The 24,445-nt window shown below is 68.8% G+C and carries 25 protein-coding genes and 2 pseudogenes; 10 read left to right on the forward strand and 17 right to left on the reverse strand.

Going from position 1 to position 24,445, the window contains the following annotated elements; all coding sequences use genetic code 11:
- Positions 1-5 precede the first annotated feature (5 nt).
- On the forward strand, positions 6-1,559 hold the full coding sequence (gene hutH / locus OG978_RS25425) for a histidine ammonia-lyase (protein ID WP_326767411.1): 1,554 nt from the start codon (positions 6-8) through the stop codon (positions 1,557-1,559).
- A 46-nt stretch (positions 1,560-1,605) separates the two neighbouring features.
- On the opposite strand, the gene OG978_RS25430 is transcribed toward hutH, so the two are convergent.
- Complete coding sequence (locus OG978_RS25430; RefSeq protein WP_326767412.1) at positions 1,606-1,893, reverse strand: hypothetical protein; 288 nt, start codon at positions 1,891-1,893, stop codon at positions 1,606-1,608.
- Positions 1,894-2,000: 107 nt separating this feature from the next.
- On the opposite strand from OG978_RS25430, the gene OG978_RS25435 reads away from it, so the two are divergent.
- The 3 genes and pseudogenes from OG978_RS25435 to OG978_RS48365 all read left to right on the forward strand — a co-directional run.
- A complete protein-coding gene (locus OG978_RS25435) occupies positions 2,001-2,384 on the forward strand; it encodes a hypothetical protein (RefSeq protein WP_326767413.1) in 384 nt (127 codons plus the stop codon).
- 278 nt (positions 2,385-2,662) lie between these two features.
- On the forward strand, positions 2,663-3,931 hold the full coding sequence (locus OG978_RS25440) for a L,D-transpeptidase (protein WP_326767414.1): 1,269 nt from the start codon (positions 2,663-2,665) through the stop codon (positions 3,929-3,931).
- A gap of 149 nt (positions 3,932-4,080) precedes the next feature.
- Positions 4,081-4,237, forward strand: a pseudogene (locus tag OG978_RS48365) (ABC transporter permease); the annotation flags it as partial.
- Here the strand turns inward: OG978_RS48365 and OG978_RS25445 are convergent.
- Positions 4,206-4,802: an RDD family protein gene (locus tag OG978_RS25445; protein WP_326767415.1), complete on the reverse strand. Its 597-nt coding sequence runs from the start codon at positions 4,800-4,802 to the stop codon at positions 4,206-4,208. The pseudogene OG978_RS48365 and the gene OG978_RS25445 sit on opposite strands and share 32 nt — an antisense overlap.
- Before the next feature lie 83 nt (positions 4,803-4,885).
- On the opposite strand from OG978_RS25445, the gene OG978_RS25450 reads away from it, so the two are divergent.
- Positions 4,886-5,398 (forward strand): hypothetical protein, encoded by a 513-nt coding sequence (locus tag OG978_RS25450; protein WP_326767416.1) that lies wholly within the window; start codon positions 4,886-4,888, stop codon positions 5,396-5,398.
- A 102-nt stretch (positions 5,399-5,500) separates the two neighbouring features.
- Here OG978_RS25450 and OG978_RS25455 read toward each other — a convergent pair whose 3' ends face one another.
- Positions 5,501-7,153 (reverse strand): hypothetical protein, encoded by a 1,653-nt coding sequence (locus tag OG978_RS25455; protein WP_442817745.1) that lies wholly within the window; start codon positions 7,151-7,153, stop codon positions 5,501-5,503.
- A 163-nt stretch (positions 7,154-7,316) separates the two neighbouring features.
- On the opposite strand from OG978_RS25455, the gene OG978_RS25460 reads away from it, so the two are divergent.
- Together OG978_RS25460 and gdhA are read left to right on the forward strand one after the other, a co-directional pair.
- Positions 7,317-7,487 (forward strand): hypothetical protein, encoded by a 171-nt coding sequence (locus tag OG978_RS25460; RefSeq protein ID WP_326767417.1) that lies wholly within the window; start codon positions 7,317-7,319, stop codon positions 7,485-7,487.
- Between the two features lie 232 nt (positions 7,488-7,719).
- Positions 7,720-9,099 carry an NADP-specific glutamate dehydrogenase gene (gdhA, locus tag OG978_RS25465; protein ID WP_326767418.1) on the forward strand — a complete coding sequence of 460 codons (1,380 nt, stop codon included), beginning with the start codon at positions 7,720-7,722 and terminating at the stop codon, positions 9,097-9,099.
- 68 nt (positions 9,100-9,167) lie between these two features.
- Here the strand turns inward: gdhA and OG978_RS25470 are convergent, their stop codons facing one another.
- From OG978_RS25470 to OG978_RS25515, 10 genes are all read right to left on the reverse strand, one after another.
- Positions 9,168-9,563, reverse strand: coding sequence for a YrdB family protein (locus tag OG978_RS25470; protein ID WP_326767419.1), 396 nt, complete (start codon positions 9,561-9,563; stop codon positions 9,168-9,170).
- 316 nt (positions 9,564-9,879) lie between these two features.
- The gene (locus OG978_RS25475; protein ID WP_326767420.1) at positions 9,880-10,788 is read right to left on the reverse strand and encodes a tectonin domain-containing protein; all 909 of its coding nucleotides are present in this window, start codon (positions 10,786-10,788) and stop codon (positions 9,880-9,882) included.
- A gap of 625 nt (positions 10,789-11,413) precedes the next feature.
- Entirely contained in the window at positions 11,414-11,551 is a 138-nt protein-coding gene (locus OG978_RS25480) for a hypothetical protein (RefSeq protein WP_326767421.1), read from the reverse strand.
- 72 nt (positions 11,552-11,623) lie between these two features.
- Entirely contained in the window at positions 11,624-13,189 is a 1,566-nt protein-coding gene (locus OG978_RS25485; RefSeq protein ID WP_326767422.1) for an IPT/TIG domain-containing protein, read from the reverse strand.
- 264 nt (positions 13,190-13,453) lie between these two features.
- The gene (locus tag OG978_RS25490) at positions 13,454-14,200 is read right to left on the reverse strand and encodes an IPT/TIG domain-containing protein (RefSeq protein WP_326767423.1); all 747 of its coding nucleotides are present in this window, start codon (positions 14,198-14,200) and stop codon (positions 13,454-13,456) included.
- 819 nt (positions 14,201-15,019) lie between these two features.
- Positions 15,020-15,496, reverse strand: a complete 477-nt coding sequence (locus tag OG978_RS25495; RefSeq protein ID WP_326767424.1) for a hypothetical protein — start codon at positions 15,494-15,496, stop codon at positions 15,020-15,022.
- Between the two features lie 63 nt (positions 15,497-15,559).
- Complete coding sequence (locus OG978_RS25500) at positions 15,560-15,784, reverse strand: DUF397 domain-containing protein (protein WP_326767425.1); 225 nt, start codon at positions 15,782-15,784, stop codon at positions 15,560-15,562.
- Between the two features lie 265 nt (positions 15,785-16,049).
- On the reverse strand, positions 16,050-16,190 hold the full coding sequence (locus OG978_RS25505) for a hypothetical protein (RefSeq protein WP_326767426.1): 141 nt from the start codon (positions 16,188-16,190) through the stop codon (positions 16,050-16,052).
- A gap of 122 nt (positions 16,191-16,312) precedes the next feature.
- On the reverse strand, positions 16,313-17,119 hold the full coding sequence (locus OG978_RS25510) for a helix-turn-helix domain-containing protein (RefSeq protein WP_442817850.1): 807 nt from the start codon (positions 17,117-17,119) through the stop codon (positions 16,313-16,315).
- 23 nt (positions 17,120-17,142) lie between these two features.
- Positions 17,143-17,652, reverse strand: coding sequence for a DUF6879 family protein (locus OG978_RS25515; protein WP_326767427.1), 510 nt, complete (start codon positions 17,650-17,652; stop codon positions 17,143-17,145).
- 2,203 nt (positions 17,653-19,855) lie between these two features.
- On the opposite strand from OG978_RS25515, the gene OG978_RS25520 reads away from it, so the two are divergent.
- The 3 genes from OG978_RS25520 to OG978_RS25530 all read left to right on the forward strand — a co-directional run bounded on the left by OG978_RS25520 (position 19,856) and on the right by OG978_RS25530 (position 21,229).
- Positions 19,856-20,743 carry a helix-turn-helix domain-containing protein gene (locus tag OG978_RS25520; RefSeq protein ID WP_326767428.1) on the forward strand — a complete coding sequence of 296 codons (888 nt, stop codon included), beginning with the start codon at positions 19,856-19,858 and terminating at the stop codon, positions 20,741-20,743.
- A 13-nt stretch (positions 20,744-20,756) separates the two neighbouring features.
- A complete protein-coding gene (locus tag OG978_RS25525; protein ID WP_326767429.1) occupies positions 20,757-20,933 on the forward strand; it encodes a DUF397 domain-containing protein in 177 nt (58 codons plus the stop codon).
- Positions 20,934-21,019: 86 nt separating this feature from the next.
- A complete protein-coding gene (locus tag OG978_RS25530) occupies positions 21,020-21,229 on the forward strand; it encodes a DUF397 domain-containing protein (protein WP_326767430.1) in 210 nt (69 codons plus the stop codon).
- An 88-nt stretch (positions 21,230-21,317) separates the two neighbouring features.
- Here the strand turns inward: OG978_RS25530 and OG978_RS25535 are convergent.
- From OG978_RS25535 to OG978_RS25555, 4 genes and pseudogenes are all read right to left on the reverse strand, one after another.
- Positions 21,318-21,413 (reverse strand): annotated as a pseudogene (locus OG978_RS25535) (peptide-methionine (S)-S-oxide reductase MsrA); the annotation flags it as partial.
- 26 nt (positions 21,414-21,439) lie between these two features.
- On the reverse strand, positions 21,440-22,024 hold the full coding sequence (locus OG978_RS25540) for a DinB family protein (RefSeq protein WP_326767431.1): 585 nt from the start codon (positions 22,022-22,024) through the stop codon (positions 21,440-21,442).
- Between the two features lie 561 nt (positions 22,025-22,585).
- Positions 22,586-23,251: a peptide-methionine (S)-S-oxide reductase MsrA gene (gene msrA / locus OG978_RS25550; protein ID WP_326767432.1), complete on the reverse strand. Its 666-nt coding sequence runs from the start codon at positions 23,249-23,251 to the stop codon at positions 22,586-22,588.
- A gap of 90 nt (positions 23,252-23,341) precedes the next feature.
- A complete protein-coding gene (locus OG978_RS25555) occupies positions 23,342-24,439 on the reverse strand; it encodes a hypothetical protein (protein WP_326767433.1) in 1,098 nt (365 codons plus the stop codon).
- Positions 24,440-24,445: the final 6 nt, after the last annotated feature.

Below are 24,445 nucleotides of genomic sequence, written 5' to 3' on the forward strand. Positions count from 1 at the left end.
TGAATATGGATATGCATACAGTCGTGGTGGGGACGTCCGGTACCACCGCTCAGGACGTCATCGCCGTGGCCCGCGGCAACGCCCGCGTCGAGCTCTCCGCAGCCGCCGTCAGCGCGCTCGCCGCCGCCCGCGAGATCGTGGACGCGCTCGCCGCCAAGCCGGAGCCGGTGTACGGCGTCTCCACCGGGTTCGGGGCGCTTGCGAGCCGGCACATCAGCCAGGACCTCCGCGCACAGCTCCAGCGCAACATCGTCCGCTCGCACGCCGCCGGCATGGGGCCGCGCGTCGAGCGCGAGGTCGTCCGCGCGCTGATGTTCCTGCGGCTGAAGACGGTCGCCTCCGGGTACACCGGCGTACGCCCCGAGGTCGCGCAGACCATGGCCGACGTGCTCAACGCGGGCATCACGCCCGTCGTCCACGAGTACGGCTCGCTCGGCTGCTCCGGCGACCTGGCCCCGCTCTCCCACTGCGCCCTGACGCTGATGGGCGAGGGTGACGCGGAGGGCCCCGACGGCACCGTGCGCCCCGCCGGTGAACTGCTCGCCGCCCACGGCATCACCCCGGTCGAGCTGCGCGAGAAGGAGGGCCTCGCCCTGCTCAACGGCACCGACGGCATGCTCGGCATGCTCGTCATGGCCCTGGCCGACCTGAAGAGCCTCTACACCTCCGCCGACATCACCGCCGCCCTCTCCCTGGAGGCGCTGCTCGGCACGGACAAGGTGCTCGCCCCGGAGCTGCACGCCATCCGCCCGCACCCGGGCCAGGGCGTCAGCGCCGACAACATGCTGCGGGTCCTCGCCGGCTCGGGCCTCACCGGCCACTTCCAGGAGGACGAGGCGCCGCGCGTGCAGGACGCCTACTCCGTACGCTGCGCCCCCCAGGTCAACGGCGCCGGACGCGACACCCTCGACTACGCCGCCGTCGTCGCGGCCCGGGAGTTGGCCTCCTCCGTCGACAACCCCGTCGTGCTTCCCGACGGCCGGGTCGAGTCCAACGGCAACTTCCACGGCGCCCCCGTCGCGTACGTGCTCGACTTCCTGGCGATCGTCGCGGCCGACCTCGGCTCCATCACCGAGCGCCGCACCGACCGGCTGCTGGACAAGAACCGCTCGCACGGGCTGCCGCCGTTCCTCGCCGACGACGCCGGGGTGGACTCGGGCCTGATGATCGCCCAGTACACCCAGGCCGCCCTGGTCAGCGAGATGAAGCGGCTCGCCGTACCCGCCTCGGCCGACTCGATCCCGTCCTCCGCGATGCAGGAGGACCACGTCTCCATGGGCTGGTCGGCGGCGCGCAAGCTCCGTACCGCCGTCGACAACCTCGCCCGGATCGTCGCCGTCGAGCTGTACGCGGCGACCCGTGCCATCGAACTGCGTGCCGCCGGGGGCCTCACCCCCGCGCCCGCCTCGCAGGCCGCCATCGAGGCGCTGCGCGCGGCAGGGGTCGAGGGGCCGGGGCCGGACCGCTTCCTGTCACCGGACTTGGCCGCGGCCGACGCGTTCGTGCGTGCGGGGAAGCTGGTCGCGGCGGTCGAGCCGGTGACCGGGCCGCTGGCCTAGGGCTGTCCGGCGGATCAGGGTCGGACAGGCCTGGCCTGGAGGCTTCCTAAACGGGCAGGGTGTCGGTGCGGCGTGCCGAGTGGGAGACGAACGCCGCGCCGATGCCCAGGAAAGCCACGCCGCCGATCAGATACGGGGTGGTGTCGATCCCGGTCCCGGTGTCGGCCAGCCTCGGACCGGCCGCGGAGTCCCCGGCGGTGGTGGTCGGTACGCTCCGTACGGCCGGTGCACCGGCCGGTTCGTCCGTCGCGTTGGCGGACGGGACGAACCACAGAGCGGCCAGCAATGTGGCCGCGGCGGTGGCGGTCAGGAGCGGGCGACGAGCGATGACCACGGAATCGATCCCCTTGTCACAGCCGTGAGTTAGGCATGTGTGCCGATGCTAGTGAAAGCAGCGGGTCGTGGGAAAGCCGGGGGCGCGCGGAGCTTACGCTCCGGCACATGAGCACTTCTGAGACATCACAGTTTGTTCGCCTTCGGGTCGAAATGGTGCTGGAGATCACGGACCCCGCCGCCCTCAGCGGCACCGCACTGGAATCGATCGCCGCCGAATACGGGGAACCGGGCGGCGAGTCCGCCGAGGAACGCATGCACGCCGAGGCCGCCGTACGGGAAGACGGCGCGGAGGCCCTCGCCTCCCTCGTCGACCCGTTCGACCTGGTCAGCGAGGTACCCGGGGTCGAGCTCGCCCAGGCCTCCTGGAGCAGCGAGATCGTCGACTACGACCCGGACGACCCGGACGCCTGGGACCTCGACGAGGAGGACGGCGAAGAGGACGAGGAGGACGACGCGGAAGGCGGTGTCGACGTCCCGCACAATGGGTGAGGACGACGACGGTCACGTCGCCGCGAGCGGCGGGACCAGCAGCTGGTGAACACCGGCCCCGGACCGCTTCGCACGCGGTGCGGGGCCGTGTCGTTCGCCGGTCGTCCTTACGTGACCGGCGTCGGGAACCACCGCAACCGCGGACGCGTCGATGAGTGTTGTTCCCCACATCTTTCGTGGATGTGGAACGGAGGACCCTTTCCATGGGTTCTAGGACCATTGACGGGTTCCGCCGGTCGCCGGCGGCTCTGCTCGGGGTTTTTGGGGATTCGGCAACGATGGAGAAGCGTGTGATGACGGACAGCAAGCGGCGCAGGGGCCTGGTGGCCGTGTCCGCACTGCTCGGCGGCGTTCTGGTGCTCACCGGCTGCAGCGGCGGCGGGGACAAGGGCGGCAGCGCCGAGAGCTCGAAGAAGTCGCAGGCGGCCGAAGTCGACAAGGCGGCAGCCGAGGACGCCTCGGAAGCGCAGATAACGATCTCGCCGAAGAACGGCGCGACCAACGCGAGCATCAACAACGACGCCAAGGTCACCGTCGCCAAGGGCACGCTGACCCAGGTCACCTTGACCACGGCCGCCGGAGCCACCGTCAAGGGCACGCTCTCCGCCGACGGCAAGAGCTGGAAGCCGGACGTCCAGCTGGAGCGCTCGACCACGTACAAGATCAGCGCGACGGCGAAGGACTCCAAGGGCCGCGAGGCGCACGAGAACTCCTCCTTCACCACCGTCTCGCCCGCCAACAGCTTCATCGGGAACTTCACCCCCGAGGACGGCTCCACGGTCGGCGTCGGCATGCCGGTCTCGATCAACTTCAACAAGGCGATCACGGACAAGAAGGCCGTCGAGGCCGGTATCACCGTGACGTCCAGCAGCGGCCAGCAGGTCGTCGGCCACTGGTTCAACGCGCAGCGTCTCGACCTGCGCCCGGAGAACTACTGGCAGGGCGGCTCCACCGTCACGCTGAAGCTGGCGCTGGACGGTGTCGAGGGCGCGGACGGCGTCTTCGGCGTGCAGCAGAAGACGGTCACCTTCAAGGTCGGCCGCAACCAGGTCTCGACGGTCGACGCCAACACGAAGATGATGACCGTCACCCAGGACGGCAAGACGATCAAGACCATCCCGATCTCTTCCGGCTCCTCCGAGAACCCCACGTACAACGGGCAGATGGTGATCTCCGAGAAGTTCAAGGAGACCCGGATGAACGGTGCGACGGTCGGCTTCACCGACGACGACGGCAAGGGCGAGTACGACATCAAGGACGTGCCGCACGCCATGCGGCTGTCCACCTCGGGCACCTTCATCCACGGCAACTACTGGGGCGCGCGGTCGATCTTCGGCAGCGCCAACACCAGCCACGGCTGCGTCGGCCTCGCCGACGTGAAGGGCGCGAGCGACGCCAACCAGCCCGGCGCCTGGTTCTACAACAACTCCATGGTCGGCGACGTGGTCATCGTCAAGAACTCCCCGGACCGCACCATCACCCCCGACAACGGCCTCAACGGCTGGAACATGAGCTGGGCGGAGTGGACGGCGGGCTCCCAGGCCTGACCCGACCCCACGCGTCATCCCCGGCGCGAGCCGCCGGTCGTCACCGTGGGCGACGACCGGTTCCCGAACCCCGCACGGAGGCGGCGGCACCGCGGATCCCCTCGGATCCGCGGTGCCGCCGCCTCCGGCGTTCGTGAGCCTTCTCATCCAAGGCGCTCGGCTGGAAGAGCGGCCGCGTCACCCGCCAGGTCGTCGGCGAGGCCCTCGTCAACGGGCTGCTGGGCGGATACGGGAATCGCGGGGGCCGGGTGCGCGGTTGTGGGCCCGCCCGGCCTCAGCGGTGGGCGGGGTTCGCGATCCGGTGGGCGGTGAGGTCGCTGTGGCGTACCTGGCGCAGGCCCAGCGCATCGGCGTACAGCTCGCCGTTCCCGCCGTTCCAGAGCGTGGTGCGGGGCAGGACGCCGGGGCCCGAGAGGAGCGAGCGCAGCCCGTACCAGGGTTGCAGCGGCAGCCAGCAGAGCCCGTACAGCCAGCGCCGCATCAGCAGCCAGGGCCCCGGGCGCCCGGCGTCGGGGAGCCTGACCACCCGTATCCCCATGATCAGCTTGCCCGCACCGGCCCCGGTGAGTGCGGTGAGGACCACATGGTTGAGGAACGAGAACGCGAGCGTCGGGCCGAGCAGCAGGCCGACGGCCTCGGTGACCTCGGCCGTGTCCACGTACTGCCGGGCCAGCAAGCCGGCCGTGAGCAGGCAGAGGTAGCAGTCGAGGCCGACGGCGAGATAGCGGCGCATATCGCCCGCGCGTGGTGGTACGCGCGCCGCGCGCGGCGCGTGGTGGTACCCGGGCGCGGGCGGGAGAGCCGCGCGAGCCGTCGGCAGAGGTGACCCGGAGAGGCTCCGGGTACGTCTCTTCCCCCGTGAGTTTGTCATGACGGCATCATGTCTGATGTGCCGTCACCATGGCCCGGGAACCGCATTCACGCCGCCTCGCGGCCCGCATTAGCCTCGCAGTCATGACCACCGCCATCACCGCCATGATCACCGCAGTAGTCGGAGTGCTCGGCACCCTCCTCGCCCCGGTGTTCGTGCAACGGCTGACCGTACGCCAGCGCGCCGAGGAGGCCCGACTGGCGGACGGGCGGCGGAAGTTCGAGGAGCGGCGCACCCAGTACACGGCCATGAACCGGGCGTCCCGGCAGTTCCACACACTCCTCAAGGACGCCCTGCACCGCATCCGCGACGGCGTCTACGCGGAGCAGGAACGCAACCAGCTCGAAGAGGCCCGCCTCGACCACCGCGACCGCTACGCCGAGGCACAGATGATCGTCCCCGAACGGATACTGCAGGCGTCCCGCGACCTCAACCGGGTGCTCGCCGCCGGTGACGGCGCCGTCAAACGCCTCGACCGGGGCCTGGCCCGCGACGGCGAGAGCGTCGAACAGGTCCTGGAGGACCTGAAGGCGGCCGACCCCTGCCTCGACACGATGCGGGAGCTGATGCGTCAGGACCTGGGCGTCACGGACTGAACCCGGGGGCCGCGCCCGCGAAGCCGCGCCCGCCCCGTCAGCCGGCCCCGCCAACAAGCCCCGCCAGCGAGCCCCGCCGACAAGACCCGCCGACAAGACCCGTCAGCAGGCCCCGAACGGCCACAGCCGGTAGTGGGAATCGAGCCGGTACTCCCCGCCCCGCGCCACCGTCAGCAGCGTCCACTCGCCGTCCTGCCGCAGGCACCCCCCGCCGTCCGCCCGCAGCCACGGCGAGTAGGCGATCCGTACCGTCACCGACCCGGCGGCGGGCATCCGTACCACCAGGGAGGCGTCGTCCCCGCGTACGACGGTGCCCGGCGCGGAGACCAGGGGTACGGCCTTGCGCACCCGGTAGATCCGCCACTCCGCGTCCCGCCACACCGGCTCCAGCCAGTCGGCGCCGCCCCGGACGATCCCCGCCTCCGCCTCGGCCGGCCCGTCCGGCCTGCCGTTGTGCAGCACGACCAGGCCCACGCCCCACCGGTCCAGCCATGCCCGGTACGTCGCCGGGGTCGGCGTGCCCTCGTAGAACAGCCGCCCGCGCTCCACGTCGAGCTGCCGGTTCCAGCCGCGCGCCATGTTCACGTACGGGGCGAGTGCCGTCGCCTCGCGGTGGTTGCGGGCCGGTACGACCTCCACCCGCGTCCGCTCGGCGCCCAGCCGGCGCAGCTCGGCGACCACGCCGTCGGTGTGCTCCGCCCAGGCGGGCACGGAGTTGGAGACCCGCAGATCGTCATCGGTCTTGTCGACCAGCCAGCCCGTGTTGTACGCCAGCATCCCGGCGAGCACCACAACCTGCACCCGCACCGCCGTGCCGCCCCGCGCCCACCGCGGCAGGACGGTCAGCAGCGCCGCCAGCAGCACGGGCGGGCCGGCCACCCCCACCAGCCGCTCCACGTTCGTCCCGATGGGCGAGGGGATCAGGTACGTCAGGACGACGCCGACCGCGTACACCGCGCCCGCGAACCGGACCACCCGCCAGCCGCCCTCGCGCGGCGCCGCGAGCCACAGCGCCGCGCAGGCCGCCAACGGCATCCACAGCTTGCTCGCCGCCATCGGCTGTTCACCCGTGAACGGGAACACCAGCGTCGTCACGGCCACCACCACGAACGGCGGCACGACGAGCGCGGCCGCCCGCCGCCACTGCCGGGCCGGCCCGTACGCCGCGCCCGCCACCACCAGGAACAGCCCCGCCACCGGACTTGCCGCCGTCGCCAGCGCCGCGCATCCCGCCGCGATGCCCGTACGACGCCGTACGTACAGCAGCGCGACCAGCCCGATCGCGACGCCCAGCGCGAACGTCGTGCGCCCGGACGCGACATTGCACCAGAGCGTCAGCGAACCCAGCACCGCGACCGCCACCGGCCACCGCACCCCGCTCCGTACACAGAGCCGTCCCAGCGCCCAGGACCCGCAGAGCCCGGCGGCGACGGTCACCGCCCGCACCCCGAACACCGCCATGAGCGGCGGCGTCAGCAGGCTGTAGTTGGCGGTGTGCATCCCTCCGTACCAGGAGAGGTTGTACGCGGACCCCGGATGCCGGGAGGCGAAGCCGGCCCAGGCGAGCTGCGCCGCCAGATCACCGCCGCCGGTGGCCAGCACCAGCGCCCAGAGCAGGTACAGCGGCACGACGACCAGCACCGCGACACCGGGCACCCACCACCGCGCCGAGTCCGAGCCCGCTCCGGTGGAGGCCCGCACGTCCTCGCTGCCACGTTCCCTGTCGCGCGTCCCGATGCCCTCGGTGATCCCCACCCGGCAGACCCTATCGGCGCCGCCCGGACCGAACAGCGGCCTCCGCGCACCGGCACCGTGGTGCAGCTGGCTACACCATGGATCCGGGGGGCCGGCCCCTCGTGGCGACCGCCTCCCGCCAGCAGCATGGAGACATCAACCGGCCCGGCCACGGAGGAATCCCATGAAGGCACTGCTCTGGATCGTGTTCTGCGCGGCGATCGCCGCGAACGTCTCGCTCAACTTCCTGATGGAGGAGAACGGACTCCAGATCGCGCTGAGCGTGGTCGCCGGGGTGACCGCCCTCGCGTCCGGAGCGGGGCTGTGGATGCTGCGCCGCGAGGTGCGGGCGTAGCCCGGCTCCACTGCCCGGCTCCCCTGTCCGAGGCCGACTGCGTGGGTCCCGTTGAAGGAGTTCCGAAGCGACTGGGACAATCGACCTGCCACAACGGTTCTGTACGTCGCTTCCGTGAGCCGCAGAGCGTGCGATGTCTGGGCGACGCCCTCAATGGGGAGGGGGACCGCCGGCGCCCCCGGGACGGGGGGCGTCTTCGCGCGCATGCCCACCGACGGAAGGTCTTGACCCAATGCAGGCCACCCCTGATTCCGTAACCCCGCACGCCACCGAGAGCCGCGTCATCGAGCCGCTGTACGCCGAGATCCTCCGGCGCAACCAGGGCGAGAAGGAATTCCACCAGGCGGTACGGGAGGTCCTGGAGACCCTCGGCCCGGTCCTCGCGAAGCGGCCGGAGTTCGTGGACGCCAGGATCATCGAGCGCGTGTGCGAGCCGGAGCGCCAGCTCATCTTCCGGGTGCCGTGGTCGGACGACTCCGGCGACATCCACGTCAACCGCGGCTTCCGGGTCGAGTTCAGCAGCTCGCTCGGACCGTACAAGGGCGGGCTGCGCTTCCACCCCTCGGTCAACCTCGGCATCGTGAAGTTCCTCGGCTTCGAGCAGATCTTCAAGAACGCGCTCACGGGCATGCCCATCGGCGGCGGCAAGGGCGGCGCGGACTTCGACCCCAAGGGCCGCTCGGACGCCGAGATCATGCGGTTCTGCCAGTCGTTCATGACCGAACTCCACCGTCACCTCGGCGAGTACACCGATGTCCCCGCCGGTGACATCGGCGTCGGTGGCCGGGAGATCGGCTACCTGTTCGGCCAGTACAAGCGGATCACCAACCGCTACGAGTCCGGCGTACTCACCGGAAAGGGCCTCGGCTGGGGCGGCGCCCAGGCGCGCACCGAGGCGACCGGCTACGGCTGTGTCCTGTTCACCGCCGAGATGCTGCGCAGCCGCGGTGAATCCCTCGACGGCCAGCGCATCGTCGTCTCGGGCTCGGGCAATGTCGCGATCTACGCGATCGAGAAGGCCCAGCAGCTCGGCGCGACCGTGGTGACCTGCTCCGACTCCAACGGTTACGTCGTGGACGAGAAGGGCATCGACCTCGCCCTCCTCAAGGAGATCAAGGAGGCCGGCCGCGGCCGCGTCTCCGAGTACGCGGAACGCCGCGGCGAGCACGTCAAGTACGTCCCCGGCACCGGCGTCTGGAACGTCCCCTGTGACGTGGCCCTGCCCTGCGCCACCCAGAACGAACTCCACGAGGCCGATGCCGTGGCCCTGGTGCGCCACGGCGTGAAGGCGGTCGCCGAGGGCGCCAACATGCCCACCACACCGGAGGCCGTACGCGTCCTCCAGGACGCGGGCGTCGCCTTCGCCCCCGGCAAGGCGGCCAACGCGGGCGGCGTGGCGACCAGCGCCCTGGAGATGCAGCAGAACGCCTCGCGCGACTCCTGGACCTTCTCCCACACCGAGGAGCGCCTCGCGGAGATCATGCGCCACATCCACGACTCCTGCTACACCACCGCGGAGCGCTACGGCAGCCCCGGCAACTATGTGGTCGGCGCCAACATCGCCGGCTTCGAACTGGTCGCCGACGCGATGCTGGCCCAGGGCCTCATCTGATCTGACCCGGCACCCCTGACGCCACCCCGGCCCGGCCGCCTCGCGCGGCCGGGCCGCTGTCATGAGTGTCAGGCAGCCGACACCGCGCGACGCCGAAAGGTCTCCGCCAGCCCCGTGTTCACGACCACCACCACCCCGAAGAACACCGCCGCCCCCGAATGCCCCACGGCATGGACCGCGTACACACCACAACCGAGCACCACCGCCTTGACCAGCAGAACCCCCACGAGCGGCGGCCGGAAACGGGCACGAGGAGCGGCGAACATCCCCCAGACCACAGCGGCGACAACGGGCGCCCCGATCCCCAGCAGCAGCCGGGCAGCAACACTGTCCCCGGTGGCGAAACCCCACCAGGCCAGCGCGGCCAACGCCGCCAACTCGACGACGAACGCCACGACTTCATTGGCCATGAACCAGGCCGGACCGGTCGGGGTGGCAGGAGTACCGCGGTCTTCGCTCGTCATCGGTGGGAGCTCCTCTTCGTACGGTGGCCGACGGTGCGCGATGCATGCGACGCCACTGCCCGCCACCGCCCGTACCCCTCGGCACGCTCGCAGGACGAAGCCGTCAGGTAGGCATCTCGACAACCATCGCAACAGGCGGCCGGACCCCGGTCAACTCCTCCGCCCGGCCCAGGAGGCGGGCGAGTTCGGCGTAGAAGCCGCGCGCCACGGCCCTCGGACCCAGGGCGCGAATCGGTGGCCAGAGGGGCCAGGGAAGCAAATGGTCCCCCGACCGGCAAGGGTCGGGGGAACCTGCGAGTGTCGATGTCGGGGTGGCTCAGCCTGCCTGGTCTCCGGTGTAGCGGTAGATGCTTCCGGCGGAGTTGACGCCCCATACGGTGCCGTCGGCTGCTGCGCCGATGTCGGTGAGGCCGCCGGGGATCTGGATCCAGGGGTTGGCGTCGTCTCCGGTGAACCGGTAGATGTTTCCGTTGGCGTTGACGCCCCATACGTTGGTCCTGGATCCGGCCGAGATGCGGGTCAGGCCGCCGGGGATCTTCTGCCAGTGGTTGGTGTCCCCTTGGTCTCCGGTGTAGCGGTAGATGCTTCCGGCGGAGTTGACGCCCCATACGGTGCCGTCGGCTGCTGCGCCGATGTCGGTGAGGCCGCCGGGGATCTGGATCCAGGGGTTGGCGTCGTCTCCGGTGAACCGGTAGATGTTTCCGTTGGCGTTGACGCCCCATACGTTGGTCCTGGATCCGGCCGAGATGCGGGTCAGGCCGCCGGGGATCTTCTGCCAGTGGTTGGTGTCCCCTTGGTCTCCGGTGTAGCGGTAGATGCTTCCGGCGGAGTTGACGCCCCATACGGTGCCGTCGGCTGCTGCGCCGATGTCGGTGAGGCCGCCGGGGATCTGGATCCAGGGGTTGGCGTCGTCTCCGGTGAACCGGTAGATGTTCGCGTCGGCGTTGACGCCCCACACATTGGTTCTGGACCCGGCCGAGATCGCCGCGAGTCCTCCAGGAATCTTCTGCCAGTGAGCCATGTTGCCTCGTTCCTTCCAACGCGAATGTGCATCTGAGTGGTTGGCAGAACCAGGACCATACAAACGGGCAGATACCCGGAGTGACTTATGAAATGGTCTGAAAATTGCTGTTTTATCTCGCGGTATTCCCTTGCCCCGCAGGGGTGGAGCGGTGGTAACGGGGCTGCATGTGGCCCAAAGAGGGTCACACTTACGAGGAATCACAGGCGTGGCTCACTTGACTCGAAGCCGCGCAGTGGCCTGGGTGTCCAGGCCGCTGGCCGTTGCCTCCGCTTCGAGCTCAGGTGATACGCAAGTGGCTTGAGTACTCGGGGACGATGGCTGAGCATCCAAGCGTTGGGGTCCGGATCGTCCCCGACTGTGTAGGTGCCCGCGCCGGCCGTTCGACCCCGGGCGTCCTGCGCCGGCCCCGAGGTCGGCTTCGGGCGCGGACGCGCACGACCGGCTGGTGATCACCTTCCGGGGATCGGAGACGACGAGCGGCGTGCCATCTGCTCTGTCGAGTACGAGGGCCGGGTCACCGAGCACCCAGATACTCGACGCGGCCGTCGGACAGGCGCGGGACGGCTACGGTCGCCGACGGACCGATGGGGGCGGCTACGTCGCAGGTGTCCCGCGGCTGGGCCATATGGAGCCACCGCACGACGCGCGATGACTCGATGGCTGGAGGACCCGGGTGGCTGGGTGGCTGGATGGCGCGCCTGAACCCGGCGGCTCGGCCCTGCGGCTGGAAGTAGCGGGCACCCTTCTCGGTCAGGTGCGAGGCGCAGGCCCGGCCAAGGGCCGGCTTCCCCCGGTACACGGTGAACAGATGCAGGTTGGCGGCCGCCTACCGCATCCGGAAGTCGGCCCGCCGCCCGACGGGCGCAGGAACTCCGGTCCAGTTCTCCCAGCGAGGTGCGCAGCCGTCGGCTGCCAGTCGGCTCTCGACGGAGGCCAGGTAGTGACGTATCGGATCTCCGCTCATGGCTGCGATTGTCCATGGGCCGGGTTCTATCGGGATACCCGTCGAACTGGTTCGCCGAGCCGACCGGACCGCTCAGATGGCGGGTGGGCCAACTCGGGTGTAGGGAACGCCGATACTGGTGCCACCAGGGGTGACGACCTTGACGGTGACCGAGCCCGTCACGCCGGGCGGTGCCGTGGTCATCAACTGGGTGTCGGAGACCACGGTGAAGCCGGCAGGCACACCCCCGAACAGCACTGCGGTGGTATGCGTCAGTCCGGAGCCGGTGACAGTCACTGTGTTCCCGCCCGCCGACGGTCCCTGGTCGGGTACCAGACCGACGACTACCGGGGCACTCAGGTACAGGTAGGCGACACTGTTGCTCGTGCCACCGGGCGTGGTGACGTTGACCGGAACGGTGCCGCTGACACCGGGCGGCACCGTCGCTTCGATCTCCGTGGCCGAGAGAATGGTGTAGGCGGTGGCCGCCGTCAGGCCGAAGCGAACCGCCGTGGCCTGGAGGAGATTCGCCCCGGTCAGCGTTACGGTGTTGTTACCGCCCACCGGGCCGGAGTCGGGGATGACACTGTTGAGAACCGGTGCGTCGAGGTAGTAGTAGGAGACGGCTTGACTGCTGGTACCGCCGGGCGTAGTGACCGTGACGGTAACCGGGCCCGGGCCGCCGGTGGGGACCACCGCAGTCAGCTGAGTCGCCGAGACGTAGGTGAACGCGGCGGGCAGGGTGCCGAAGCGGACGGAGGTGGCGCCGGTGAAGCCGGTTCCGGTCAGTGTGACGGTGTTCCCGCCCGTGATCGGCCCTTGGTTGGGGGCGATGCTGGCCAGAACGGGAGTGGCGATGTACGTGTAGGGGATTCCGGTGCTGGTACCGGCGGGCGTAGTGACCGTGACGGTAACCGGGCCCGGGCCGCCGGCGGGGACCACCGCAGTCAGCTGAGTCGCCGAGACGTAGGTGAACGCGGCGGGCAGGGTGCCGAAGCGGACGGAGGTGGCGCCGGTGAAGCCGGTTCCGGTCAGTGTGACGGTGTTCCCGCCCGTGATCGGCCCTTGGTTGGGGGCGATGCTGGCCAGAACCGGAACGGCGATGTACGTGTAGGGGATTCCGGTGCTGGTGCCGCCTGGTGTGGTGATTGTGACGTTCAGTGGGCCGATGGGTACGGCGGGGACGGCGGGGGCGATCGCGGTGACTTGTGTGTCGGAGATGTAGGTGAATGCGGCGGGCAGGGTGCCGAAGCGGACGGAGGTGGCGCCGGTGAAGCCGGTTCCGGTCAGTGTGACGGTGTTCCCGCCCGTGATCGGCCCTTGGTTGGGGGCGATGCTGGCCAGAACCGGAACGGCGATGTACGTGTAGGGGATTCCGGTGCTGGTGCCGCCTGGTGTGGTGATTGTGACGTTCAGTGGGCCGATGGGTACGGCGGGGACGGCGGGGGCGATCGCGGTGACTTGTGTGTCGGAGATGTAGGTGAATGCGGCGGGCAGGGTGCCGAAGCGGACGGAGGTGGCGCCGGTGAAGCCGGTTCCGGTCAGTGTGACGGTGTTCCCGCCCGTGATCGGCCCTTGGTTGGGGGCGAGGGAACTGATCGTGGGCGTCGCGAATACGGCGGCCGCCGCAGCCGTCGTCGGTTGCGTAGCGTGGGGCATTGAGCTGTCGGAACGTACCACTGCCGTTCTCCTGTCAGGGGGGTGTGATCGGGGTGCTGCGGGCGGGATAAGGACACCGGAATGTGAGGGTCGGGCGCCGCCCGGGCCTCCTGGTCGGGCGGGCGCGAGCGAGTGGTGCCGAGTGGGGATACCCGCCCGGCCTGGCGCGGAACGCGCCGGACCGGGGCGGGCATCATGCAACCGGAAGCGGTACCGGCGCCGGGCGCTGTTCAGGCCGACGGTCGGTGCCACAGCCGTGGCGGATCAGATGCCGGGGCCCGCCGTATAGGCGAAGGCGCCGACGTCCGTGGCTGTGCCCGCAGGGTTGGAGAGACCGACGTCGACCGCACCGACGGTGCCGGGCGGGGTGACGGCAGACACCGTCGTCGCGTCGATGACCGTGAACGCTGCCGGCACCGAGTCGAACGTGACCTGGCTCGTCGTGGTCAGGCTGGTGCCTGTGATGGTCACCGCCGTTCCGCCGGAAGTCGGTCCGGAAGCCGGAGCGATCCCGGTGATGGTCGGGACGTCGATGTACGTGTACGACAGACCGTTGTTGGATCCTCCGGCGGTCGTCACAGTGACGCTCACCGGCCCGGCTGCCGCACCCGCGGGCACGACGACACTGATCTGGCTGTCCGACAGCACCGTCGGCGTGGCGGTATTGGCGCCGAAGGACACCCCGGTGGCGGTGGACAGACCGGTGCCGCTGATGACGACGGTGTTGCCGCCTGCGGTGGAGCCCGAGCTCACGCTCAGACCGGACTTGAACGGGGCGCCGACGTAGAAGAACGGGATCGGATTGCTGGTTCCGCCCGGGGTGGTCACCGTCACGCCGACCGCGCCGGAACCGGACGGCGAGACAGCGGTGACCTGGGTGGGCGAGACGTTGGTGACGCCGGTGGCCGGCTTGGTGCCGAAGAGCACCGCGGTGGTGCCCGTGAGGTTGGTGCCCGTGATGGTGACGGCGGTACCGCCACCGGTGGAGCCCTGGTTGGGACTGATTGGCATGATCGTCCTCCGTGTCTTGAACTGACCTCTCGAATCCGGAAGTTGACTTCGAGGCGGGCCCGGATCAGGACCCATGGCCGCGACTTGGACCACCGGGACGCTGTCCGGCCCCGACTGTCCTCGCTCACCTCCTGCTCGACCGGTCCCGGGGGTACGCCGCTGGGCGAGCCCGGAGAATCGTCCGAAAGATGCCTGCTGGGGGAAGGCGTTGTCATCGGCCGTCCGCCGCGCAGGGTGCTCGGAGCCGTGATGAGCCAAGTCGCGGGCTGCCGGCCCCGTAGGCCGTGGCCGGCAGCCACTCTCGTGGCCCCGATGACGAGGTATTCGGTGTGCGCGTATGGCTCGCGCACCGCTCACTTGCAGAGGCCGGGGGCTGCCGCACCAGTCCCTGCCGCTATTCGGCAGGGACGACTGGTCGGATCCAAGTCCTCTACAGGGGCGCCCATCGCGGCCATCCGGAGCAAAAGATGCCGAGGCCCGTCATGCGTGGACGGTCGGCGAACAGAACGGTTCCGCGCTCCCCCGGAGAGGGATGGGCGGCCCACCGGTTCGGTAACTCAAGTGACCCACACAATTGGAATATGACACAAGCACCCTGACTGGCAGTCAATCGAATGGACGAGCGCATGGGGGTGGGACGATCGGTACGCCGGTGGGACCCAAATCCGCCGCCTCTCGCACCACGCGCCCCCAGAAACCAGCACGTTCCTGACCGATTTCCGGCGGCCGGAGCCACCCCGGCCGGGTGCGAGACCCCCGTGCTGCCGATGCTGCAGTAGCCCGCCGCTTCTTTCGGCCCCGGCATCAGTCGGGGCTCTGTCATGCACTGGCCTGCCGGACAGGGCAGGGCAGGTCGGGAGCAGCACGGTTCGGGGAGCACGTCACGAGGGTGACGGAGTGGAAGACAGTGCCACTCAAATAGTGGCCAAGGGATACGTCTCCTCCCCACGTCAGCTGCTCGACTGCGGCCTTCACCAGGAGAGCCAGCCTGGCCACTTTCCGGTCACCTTCAGAGGCGAACCGGGGTGCAAACTCAGCGAGTTGGAGACCAAGCCATTCGCCGGCTTTCTTGGGTTCCTCCCATGTCCCTCGGATGATCGAGGGCGGCTTCATGAGCCAGTGCGACGTCTGGATCGGGGGCACGTCAGAAGTCGGGAACATCGCTACGGCTTCCCGATACCGGTCGAGTACGTCCTTCTCACTGCTCACGGTTGGGGCCTGTCCGGCCGGTCTGCGGATGCTCTCCTTGTCGAACGTCTTCTTCTCCCCAAGCCAGGCATAGCCGTGGTGGTGCACTGCCGCTCCGTTCCCAGAGATGACGACGGCCCCACCCGTCTGCGTGAGGGCAGGGCCGTCAGCTCAGGCGGAGAGGTCGAAGCGCGCAGGGTCGATACCCGCCGCGTCCAGCTCCGCCGTGGTGAAGCGCAGCGGCTCGGCGTCCGGCCGCTTGCTGTCGCCCATCGCCCATGCGTCCGGCCCGATCTTCGCGAGGGTCACGCACGCCTCGCCGTCCGGGTGCGTGTTGCCCCCACACGCCTTGCTGAAGCGGGCTCCGGTGATGTCGAGGCCGTACAGGTCGTTCATCTGGTCCTCCTTGATTCAGATGGGAAGGACACCGCTGTCCCGCTCGCGGTGTGTTCGGGTGCCTCGCAGCGCCTCTGCGAGGTGCTCGACGTGAGCAACGGGGATCGAGCCGAGGCGCACGAGCGGCTGACCTCTGGGGGTTACCTGCCGCCGTATCGCCGCGTAGGCGCTCTCCGGCAGGCCCAGGCAGGCGCGAGCACCCCGCGAATGGACTCGGAGGCGTTCGCGGCCGTTGTGCGTTCGTCTCTCCACGTCTGCATGTCCCCTACTGCACCCCGAGGTGCTTCTTTCGGTGCGCGGCCAACTCGACGTTGTAGTCCGAGACGGCGGACATGTCCCCGTTGCCGTACGCCGTGGTGCGCTGCTTTGCGAGGGCGGCGCAGACACCGCAACCCGGTGCAGGCACGGGGGGTGTGCGAGGGAGGGACAGTTGAACCGGCGGGTCCATCGAGGTGCTTGGGCTGCTCATTGGGATTTCCTCCCTCGGTTGTTGGCACCGCTGATGCTTCACCCGCTGAGCAGCTCGTTCTAGGACCTTTCCTGTTGGGGCAAGAATCCGTCCCGGATGCCCTCGACCAGGGCTCTCATGGCATCGCCGTAAACGGACACTGCGGCGAACCGCTCGAAGGTGTCGAGGTAGAGCTGTACGTCCTTCGGGTCGCGGGTGGTGACCTCGGAGTGGAACGTTTCCACGATGACGAGTCGGTCGTCGTGGAGGCTGAAGCAGGTCATGGGGAAGTCGGGCATCCGGCGGTCGGACGGCACGACACCCAGCGAAACGTTGGGCAGACGGGACACGGACACGAGCCGGTCCAGCTGGAGCGCCATGACCACGGGCTCGCAGATGAGCCACCGGAGTACGTGCTCACAGATCAGGAAGCGGAAGGACCGGCCTGACTCGTACAGGACCGACTGACGTTCGAGGCGGGCCGCCACGGTCTTGGCCCTGGTCTCCTCCGGCATGGCCGGGGGCAGGGAGAAGACGGCAGAGGCGTACTCGGGTGTCTGGAGGAGTCCGGGGACGAGCTGGCCCTGGAAGAGCCTGAGCGTGGTGGTGCCGGCCTCGATGGCCCGGATGGTCTTCTGGTGCTTCCACGGGCCCATGCGGCGCAGCAGGCGCCATGCGGTGGCCTCGGTGGCTTCGGCGCGGGCTGCCGCCAGGAACTCTTCCTTGACCTCCTGGCTTACGCCTATGGCTGTGAGGACCAGGTCCACGTCTTGGACGGTCGGTCGTACCTTGCCGGTCTCGATCTTCGATAGCTTCCCGGCAGACATGGAAGCCCTGCGGGCCACCGAGTCACCCGTGAGTCCGGATGCGTCGCGCAGCGCCCGCAGGGCTTTCCCGATCGAGTCGGCGGTCAGTGGTGCCGCTCCCAGTAGTCCGCGAACGGCAACGCCTCGGCCAGGGCGCGGTCCCGGTAGCCCTGGTACTCGGCAAGTCTGTGGGCAGGGAGCAATTCGGCGCCGACGAACGTACCTTCGGGTGTGTAGTGCATCCGGTAGACATCCTGGTCGTCGAACAACCAGAAGTCGTGATCAGGCAGGTCGGTCACGTCCTGCTCAGCCTCGTCCAGGATACCGATGGTCTCGCCGGCTGTGATGTTGCCGGGGTAGGCGGCCAGTTCGTAGCGCAGGTAGTCGGTGAGCGGGGATGTCAGTACGTGTACGCGGGAGACGTGCTTGCCTTTGTCGGTCATCGAACGGACCCACGGGTTGTCGTCCCACTCCGGGCCCATGGGCTCGCCGGCCAGGAAGCGCGCCATCTCCTCGGCCTCTTCCTCGACGTCGTACACGGCCAGGGTCTCCAGCCGGAAGGCGGACCGCTCGAAGGACTCGAAGAGCTGCCCGAAAGCCTCACCGTCGAGCATCGAAGTACTCCTCCAGCATGGCGGCCGGGATCACGACGGCTGCCTCTCCTTTCTGGCAGGGCGAGCTGTGCGAGCCGCTCCGGATCGGCGACGACGTAGCCCTGCACGATGTAGTTCTTCTCGTCCTCAGTGGCCCACAGGGTCGGGCATGTGCCGTTCTTGCAGTCCGGGTCGCCTGTCAGCTTCCTCAGCATTGTTCCCCCTGGCATCGGCGGGTGCCTGTCGTCAGTCGATGTTCCCGAGGTGGTCGCAGCGGGGTCAAGCACTGATCCTTTCCAGAACGGGAAAGCGCCTTCGGGTTCCTCATCGCTTGGCGGCGAGGGTGAGCCACACCGTCTTCGAGTGCGGCGAGCTCCCCGTACTGCATCGGGCTGGCCCCTGTCGACGGCTAGATCAGGGTGCGCGAGAGCGATGACCCGATGTCGTCACCACCAGCGTCGCCAAGCTGCGCGCTTTCGTGCTTGGCATGAAGGCTCGGGAGTTCGGCCACCTATTCTGAGCCGTCAGCTGCAAACGACCTCCGGCTGCACGATGGAGTGCGTTTCACATGCCCGGTGCATCTCAAGAGCGTTTCGCTGCTGCGCCTTCGGCGTGGTGGTCGACCTCGGCAGATCTGGGGGCCGTACCCCATTGCCGTCGACCTGGCGAAGAGTGCGCCCCGCCTTCCGCATTCTGCTGGTCGGCAGCTCGTCTCTGGTCCATACGCGCGGACTTGCGGCCGTTGCCGTCTTGCGGATCATCCCTATCCTGCTGTGCATCGCTGTGTTCGTCGGGTTCTCGTACGTTCCGTTTCAGCGATGGCTTTTGCACCGAGTGAGGATTCCAGTACGGCGCTGGCTACGACCCGGCACGAGGGCGACGTATGCCCGCTACGACGAACTGGTCAGCACGCTCATGGGCCGCACGATCAGTCAGGTTGCTCCGGTCATCGCCGAAACTCTTCCGGACAGTGGTCTACGGGCCCGTCCCCTCGTCGCGGCGGCCACCTCGAGGTGGTGGAAAGCCGCTCTCTGGGCAATTTCGGCCCGAGCCCTCGGCCTCTCGTTCCTCGTCCACTGCACGAAGAACCTCGAAGCGATAGTCGACTTCCTGACTCTCCGGTCGGCGTCCTGATTCAGCGCGGACGTTCTGCACCGCGCCGCTGGCAGGCGACATGGTTTGCCAGGGCATCGAGCTGTCGGCAGTGGTAGTCAGTGCCCGGTGAGAGTCGTCGCAGTTGCACTTCCCACGGCTGGCCGCCCGGCCGTACGACGATGGCGCAGGTGCCCCTGGCCTGGATCACCATGCAAGGCATCTCCTTGACACGATCGAACACCACCTGACCAGGCTTCAACTGCCGCCAGGACGTAAACACCTGCGGTGGGCGTGGCACTTCAGTTGGGCGGGCACGACGTTGCATCACGGTCGACGCACCGGGCGGATTAATCCCTCGGTCGTTCAACCCAACCTCCCGAAGCGCCGCCGGTCGTTCTCATCACGGACGCGAGCCCGAAGGCTCTGGAGCACAGGGCTGTCGGGCTCCACCGGACGGCATGTCTCACGCACCTTGTCCGAACCGGATTGGATGAGACGATCAGGGCACCCAGCCTCGCCACACTCGCACGGCGGGTAGATGAGCGGCGACCGCCGGGCCGGAAAATCCGCCCCTTCCCACGCCTCGGAGTCCATCACCGCACCACCACTCCGTGGATGACGCGGGGGCCCACGTCGATGCCGTAGGTCGCCAGCCAGAGGGCGCAGCGTCGCTTTCGCTGACACCAGGCGCCAAGCCCGAACCTGACTGAACGTCTGCTGGCACCCCGTTGGCGCGGGCGGCGCATGCTGGGGGGCCGCCACTGAACTAACTGAGCCAGGACCCGCACGATACGATTCATCACGTTGACGCTCCTCAGAAGCGTTGACCACGCCCCCGGACCTAGCCCGTCGCGGGGGTTCTTCATGCCATCGCGCGCCACATCAGGCCCCTGCCGCTGGGCACTTGGCGCACTTCACCGGGTGCCGTTCGGCAGGGCAGGCGAGCTGCTGCGCGACAGCTTCAGAATGCACTTGAGGGACTCGATCTGCAAGCTCTCATTTAGCGGCTTTCATTTTTCGACACTCGAACATAAGGCCGTCATTGTGAATTGAGGGATGTGGTGCTCTCATTTCGAGGAACCGGCAGATCGCAGACCGAGGGTCTGCACGTCATCAGAAGGGGTATTACATGACCGATGGGCCCACAGGATCGACGGTCCCGCGACGGCAACTCGGGCGGTACCTACGCAACTTGCGCAGTGAAGCCCGTCTCACCGTGAAAGCGGCGGCACGCGCGCTTGAGTGGAGTGAAGCCAAGATGTGGAGGATTGAGAGCGGGCAAACGTCGCTCCGCAGCCTCGACGTACAGGCCATGTGTGTCGTCTACGGTGCACCTGAGGAGCTCACAAAGGCACTCATGGGCGTTGCCAAGGAGACGAAAGCGCGCGGGTGGTGGCACTCCTACGGCGATGTCATCCCGGAAGGGTTCGACCTCTTCATCGGGCTGGAGGAGGCGGCATCTGAAGTTGACTGGTATGAGGCCGACCTGATGCCTGGGCTGCTCCAGACCAAGGAGTACGCCCAGACGATCATTCAGCGAGGCAACGGCGACGAGGACACGGACGAGGTGACCCGTCGAGTAAACCTGCGTATCGCCCGACAGGTGCTGCTCACCCGCCCCACCGCACCCGCCAACCTGAACGTCGTACTCAACGAGTCGGTGCTGCGGCGTCCGGTCTGCCACCCCAAGGCTATGGCGGAACAGCTTCGGCACCTGCTGGATGTCGGCGAACTACCGAACGTGAGCGTCCGTGTAATCCCGTTCGCGGCAGGCTTTCACCTGGGGGTATTGTCCGGCGCGTTCGGCGTCCTGCGGTTCCCGCGCAACCGCGACGGAAGCGAGAGTGAGCCGCCCACGGTGTACGCCGACGGCTTCACTGGAGACCTCTACCTGGACAAGCCCGCCGAAGTGGCTCGCTACAACGCAGCCTTCGCCGACATCTGCACCAAGGCAAGCGACGAACAGGCCTCACGGCGTCTGATCTCTGAAGTGGCAGGGAGTTATGAAAAGCAATAGTTCAACCGGTTTGATGTGGTTCAAGTCCAGCTACAGCAACCAGCAGTCAGCCTGTGTAGAGGTGGCGGTCACTCGCAGCGGCATGGTTCCGGTCCGTGACAGTAAGAACCTCGGCCCCGTCGTCACCTTCAGCGACCGAAGCTGGGATGCGTTCGTTGCCGACGTGAAGGCGACGCACTCCACCGACTGACCAGCTCTCGCCCTCCGGGTTCAGTGAGCGTACGAGCACGGAGACGCCGTGCTGTAGCAGTATGGGACCAAGAAGGGTAGTGAGGGATGAGCACCCCCAACTTTGAGGCCGCTCCATGGTGCAAGAGCAGCTACAGCAGCGGCAACGGCCAGTGCGTTGAGGTCGCGGACGTTCAGGGTGCCGTTCCCGTAAGGGACAGCAAGGCCACAAGCGGTCCGGTCCTGATCTTCGGCTCCGACACGTGGGCCGCTTTTGTGGCCGGGGTACGCGAGGACCGCATCAGAAACGCCGTCTGATCCTTGCCGCGCCCCTCTCGTATCGGTACAGACGTGCCCGCCGGCCAATAGCAGGCAGGCGGGCACTCACCGGGTCGCAGGCGGCCTGTCACTCTCCGGCCGGAGCCACCCCGATCGGGCACGAGACCCCCGTCCCGCCGATATCGCAGTGGCCCGCCGGGTTCTTGTTGAGGTACTGCTGGTGGGACCGCTTGCGGTGACAGGTGCTGTCTATGCCGACCGGGCAGGGGCGGGATCGCCGGTCCGGTCCGGTACCTGGCTGACGGCTCGCTGAAGGCGGAGTTGACCGATCTCTGCGACATTCTTCATCAGTTCGGCGTTGACCCAGGCAATCATGTGGGCGACGGTGCGCCGAGGATCATTCGGCCACGGGAACGGGCCGGTGGTGTCCAGGCGGGCAGGGGTGAGTTGGTCCAGCGCCTCCAGCCAGTCCTCACGCAGGCCGCGCAACCACTCGACGGTCGGCTTCCCTGCGCCGGGCCAGGTGATGTCCTCCCGCTCTCGGGGCGTTCTCCCGTAGGCGTGATCCACGGCCACGCTCCACCACCAGCCGATGTGCCAGCTCAGCCAGCCGATGGTCGGCACAGGAACAGGTTCGGGCTCGGTCTCCGCCCAGTCCACTGTCCATGTTCCGTCGTCGGCCCGGTGCACCGTCCAGCAATCCGCAGCGGGTTCCCACAGGAAGTCATCGGGGACGAGCCGCTCCAGGTGGTACTCGAACAGTGACCACGTCAGGTCGAACTGCCAGCGCAGCAGGTCAAGTTCGCGGGCAGAGCCATTGGGGGAGTCAGTCACCGTACGACTTTCGCACGGGGACGGTTCCGGTGAGAAGCGAATTCCCGGCGGGCGGGCCCGCCCCGCTGTCCTGCGGAGCCGAGGAATTGACGGGGCAGCAGCCGGGCCAGTCGGGTTCGCCGGAGGCATACCAGCTTTTCCCGTGCGATCCCGACGCTCACCCGCCGACCGGTGCCACGCCGATCGGGCAGGAGACGCAGGTGCCGCCCAGCCCGCAGTACCCGTTAATGCTGCGCGAAAGGTACTGCTGGTGGGATCGCCCACGGCCACGGGAGCTGAGCCGACGGGGACTGAGCGGAAGAGTTCGTAGCAGCGCCTCTGAATCCTGCGCGGTGGGAGGCTGGTCCGCCTCCACAGGCGGCGGCAGCAGGCCATGGCACGGCAGGCCGGCAGGCACCGCCCGTCAGCGACGGTCAGGTCTCGCCCCTCCCTCCGCGCGACCGGCGGCGCAGGGAAACGCCACCCTGAGTCGGCCTCACGGGAGAGGCCTCGGCTCAGTCCATCCGCGCAGTCGTCGTTCCCGCCGGAGTCACGTCAGCTCGAACAGGGGTGGGGCGAGGTTCATCCCTCGGCCGGAGCCACCCCGATCGGGCACGAGACCCCCGTGCCGCCGATGCCGCAGTAGCCCGCCGGGTTCTTGTCGAGGTACTGCTGGTGATATGCCTCGGCAGGCCAGAACGTGCGGCCCTCCGCCGGGAGGATCTCCGTGGTGATCGCGCCGTGGCCGGCGGCCGTGAGGACCTTCTGGTAGGCCTCGCGGGAGGCTGCCACCGCGGCCTCCTGCTCGGGGGAGTGGGTGTAGATCGCCGAGCGGTACTGGGTGCCCACGTCGTTGCCCTGGCGGAAGCCCTGGGTCGGGTCGTGGGACTCCCAGAAGAGCTTCAGCAGCTCGGCGTACGAGACGGTCTTCGGGTCGAAGACGACGCGGACCGCCTCGGTGTGGCCGGTCAGGCCCGAGCAGACCTCTTCGTACGCGGGGTTCTCCGTGTAGCCGCCCTGGTAGCCGGCGAGCGTCGTCCAGACGCCGTCCGTCTGCCAGAACTTGCGCTCGGCGCCCCAGTAACAGCCCAGCGCGAAGTCCGCGACCTCCAGACCCTCCGGGTACGGGCCCAGCAGCGGGTTGCCCAGGACCGTGTGGTGGGACGGGACGGTGAATTCGGGGGTGGGGCGTCCCTTCAGCGCCTCCTCGGGGGTGGGGAGCTGCGGGGTACGGCGTTGCAGGAACATGCGGGGGCTCCTCCGAGGGCTGGGCTTTCCAGTCCCTACAACGCGCCGCGGGCGCCGGAGATTCCGGTGCCCGCGCCGCGTACGCGACGGTCAGTCGCCGTTCGCGCCCACGACCTGCATGGCGCTGTAGTCGCGGCACTGGACGTAGAAAAACTTCGGATTCCCGAAGTACGACCACGGGGCGCCGCCGTCGAAGTGGCCGTCGATCACGCGGAACTGTTCCACCGCCGCCTCGTACCGGTCCTGCCAGTACAGCGTCCAGGCGAGCATGTGGCGGGCCCGGACGATCCGTCGGTCCTCGGGGTCGGCCGCCGCGGCGGCCGCCACGTCGGCCAGGCAGGCGTCGACCGCGGCGATCAGCTCCGGGCTCTTGTAGTACACATCCGCGTCCGTGTTCTGGTCGGACCGGTCCTGCTTGAACGCGGCGTACAGCGGAAGCAGCGAGAGCAGTTGGCCGGGGCTGCCCAGCCGCTCCGCCTCGCGTGCGAAAGACTCGGCCGGCTCGTGCGAGCCGCGCCACTTGTGGCACCAGTACCGGAGCACCGCCTCGTGAGCCACGAGGTGGTACGCGTCGCGCTCGACGACCGCCGCCCACAGGGCACGGCAGTCGTCGTGCCCGTAGCCGAGGCCGAGGGCGCAGGAGATCTCGGCGATGTACGGGCACGGGTCGTCGCACGCCAGCGCCTGGGCCTCGTGGCATGCCTCGCGGGCCCTGACCATCACCTGGTGGAAGACACGGGACTGCTCCCACGTGGGGCGCCTCGCCGGATTCGTACCGTGGACCTGCGCGGCGACGCCGATCAACGCACCGGCGTGCACGAGGGCCGCGCCCGCGTCCTGCGGTCGCGCGGCGCGCCAGGCCAGCAGCCAGGCGTCGTCGTCGGCGGCTTCGTCCTGGAGGACCGCGGCGCGCCGGTAACGCTCCTGCCAGTCCTGGCCCGCTCCGTCGAGGAAGGCGGCGCCCGCCCGCCAGTCGCCGGCGCGGACCGTGGCGCGTATCTCCTCGTCGTACGGGTCGGGGGCGCAGGCGTCCGCGGTGCCGAGCTCGTCGGCCGGTACCAGGCCGAGTTCCGCGGCGGCCTGCGCCGAGTCGGGAGCGCCCTTTGCGGTCTGCGGCGGCTCCTTCCGCACCTTCATCCAGAGGTACCCGCACAGAGCGGCAGCCGACAGAAGCAGCAGTGATGTCATGGAGGG

It is taken from the genome of Streptomyces sp. NBC_01591 (assembly GCF_035918155.1).
Taxonomy (GTDB): Bacteria; Actinomycetota; Actinomycetes; order Streptomycetales; family Streptomycetaceae; genus Streptomyces.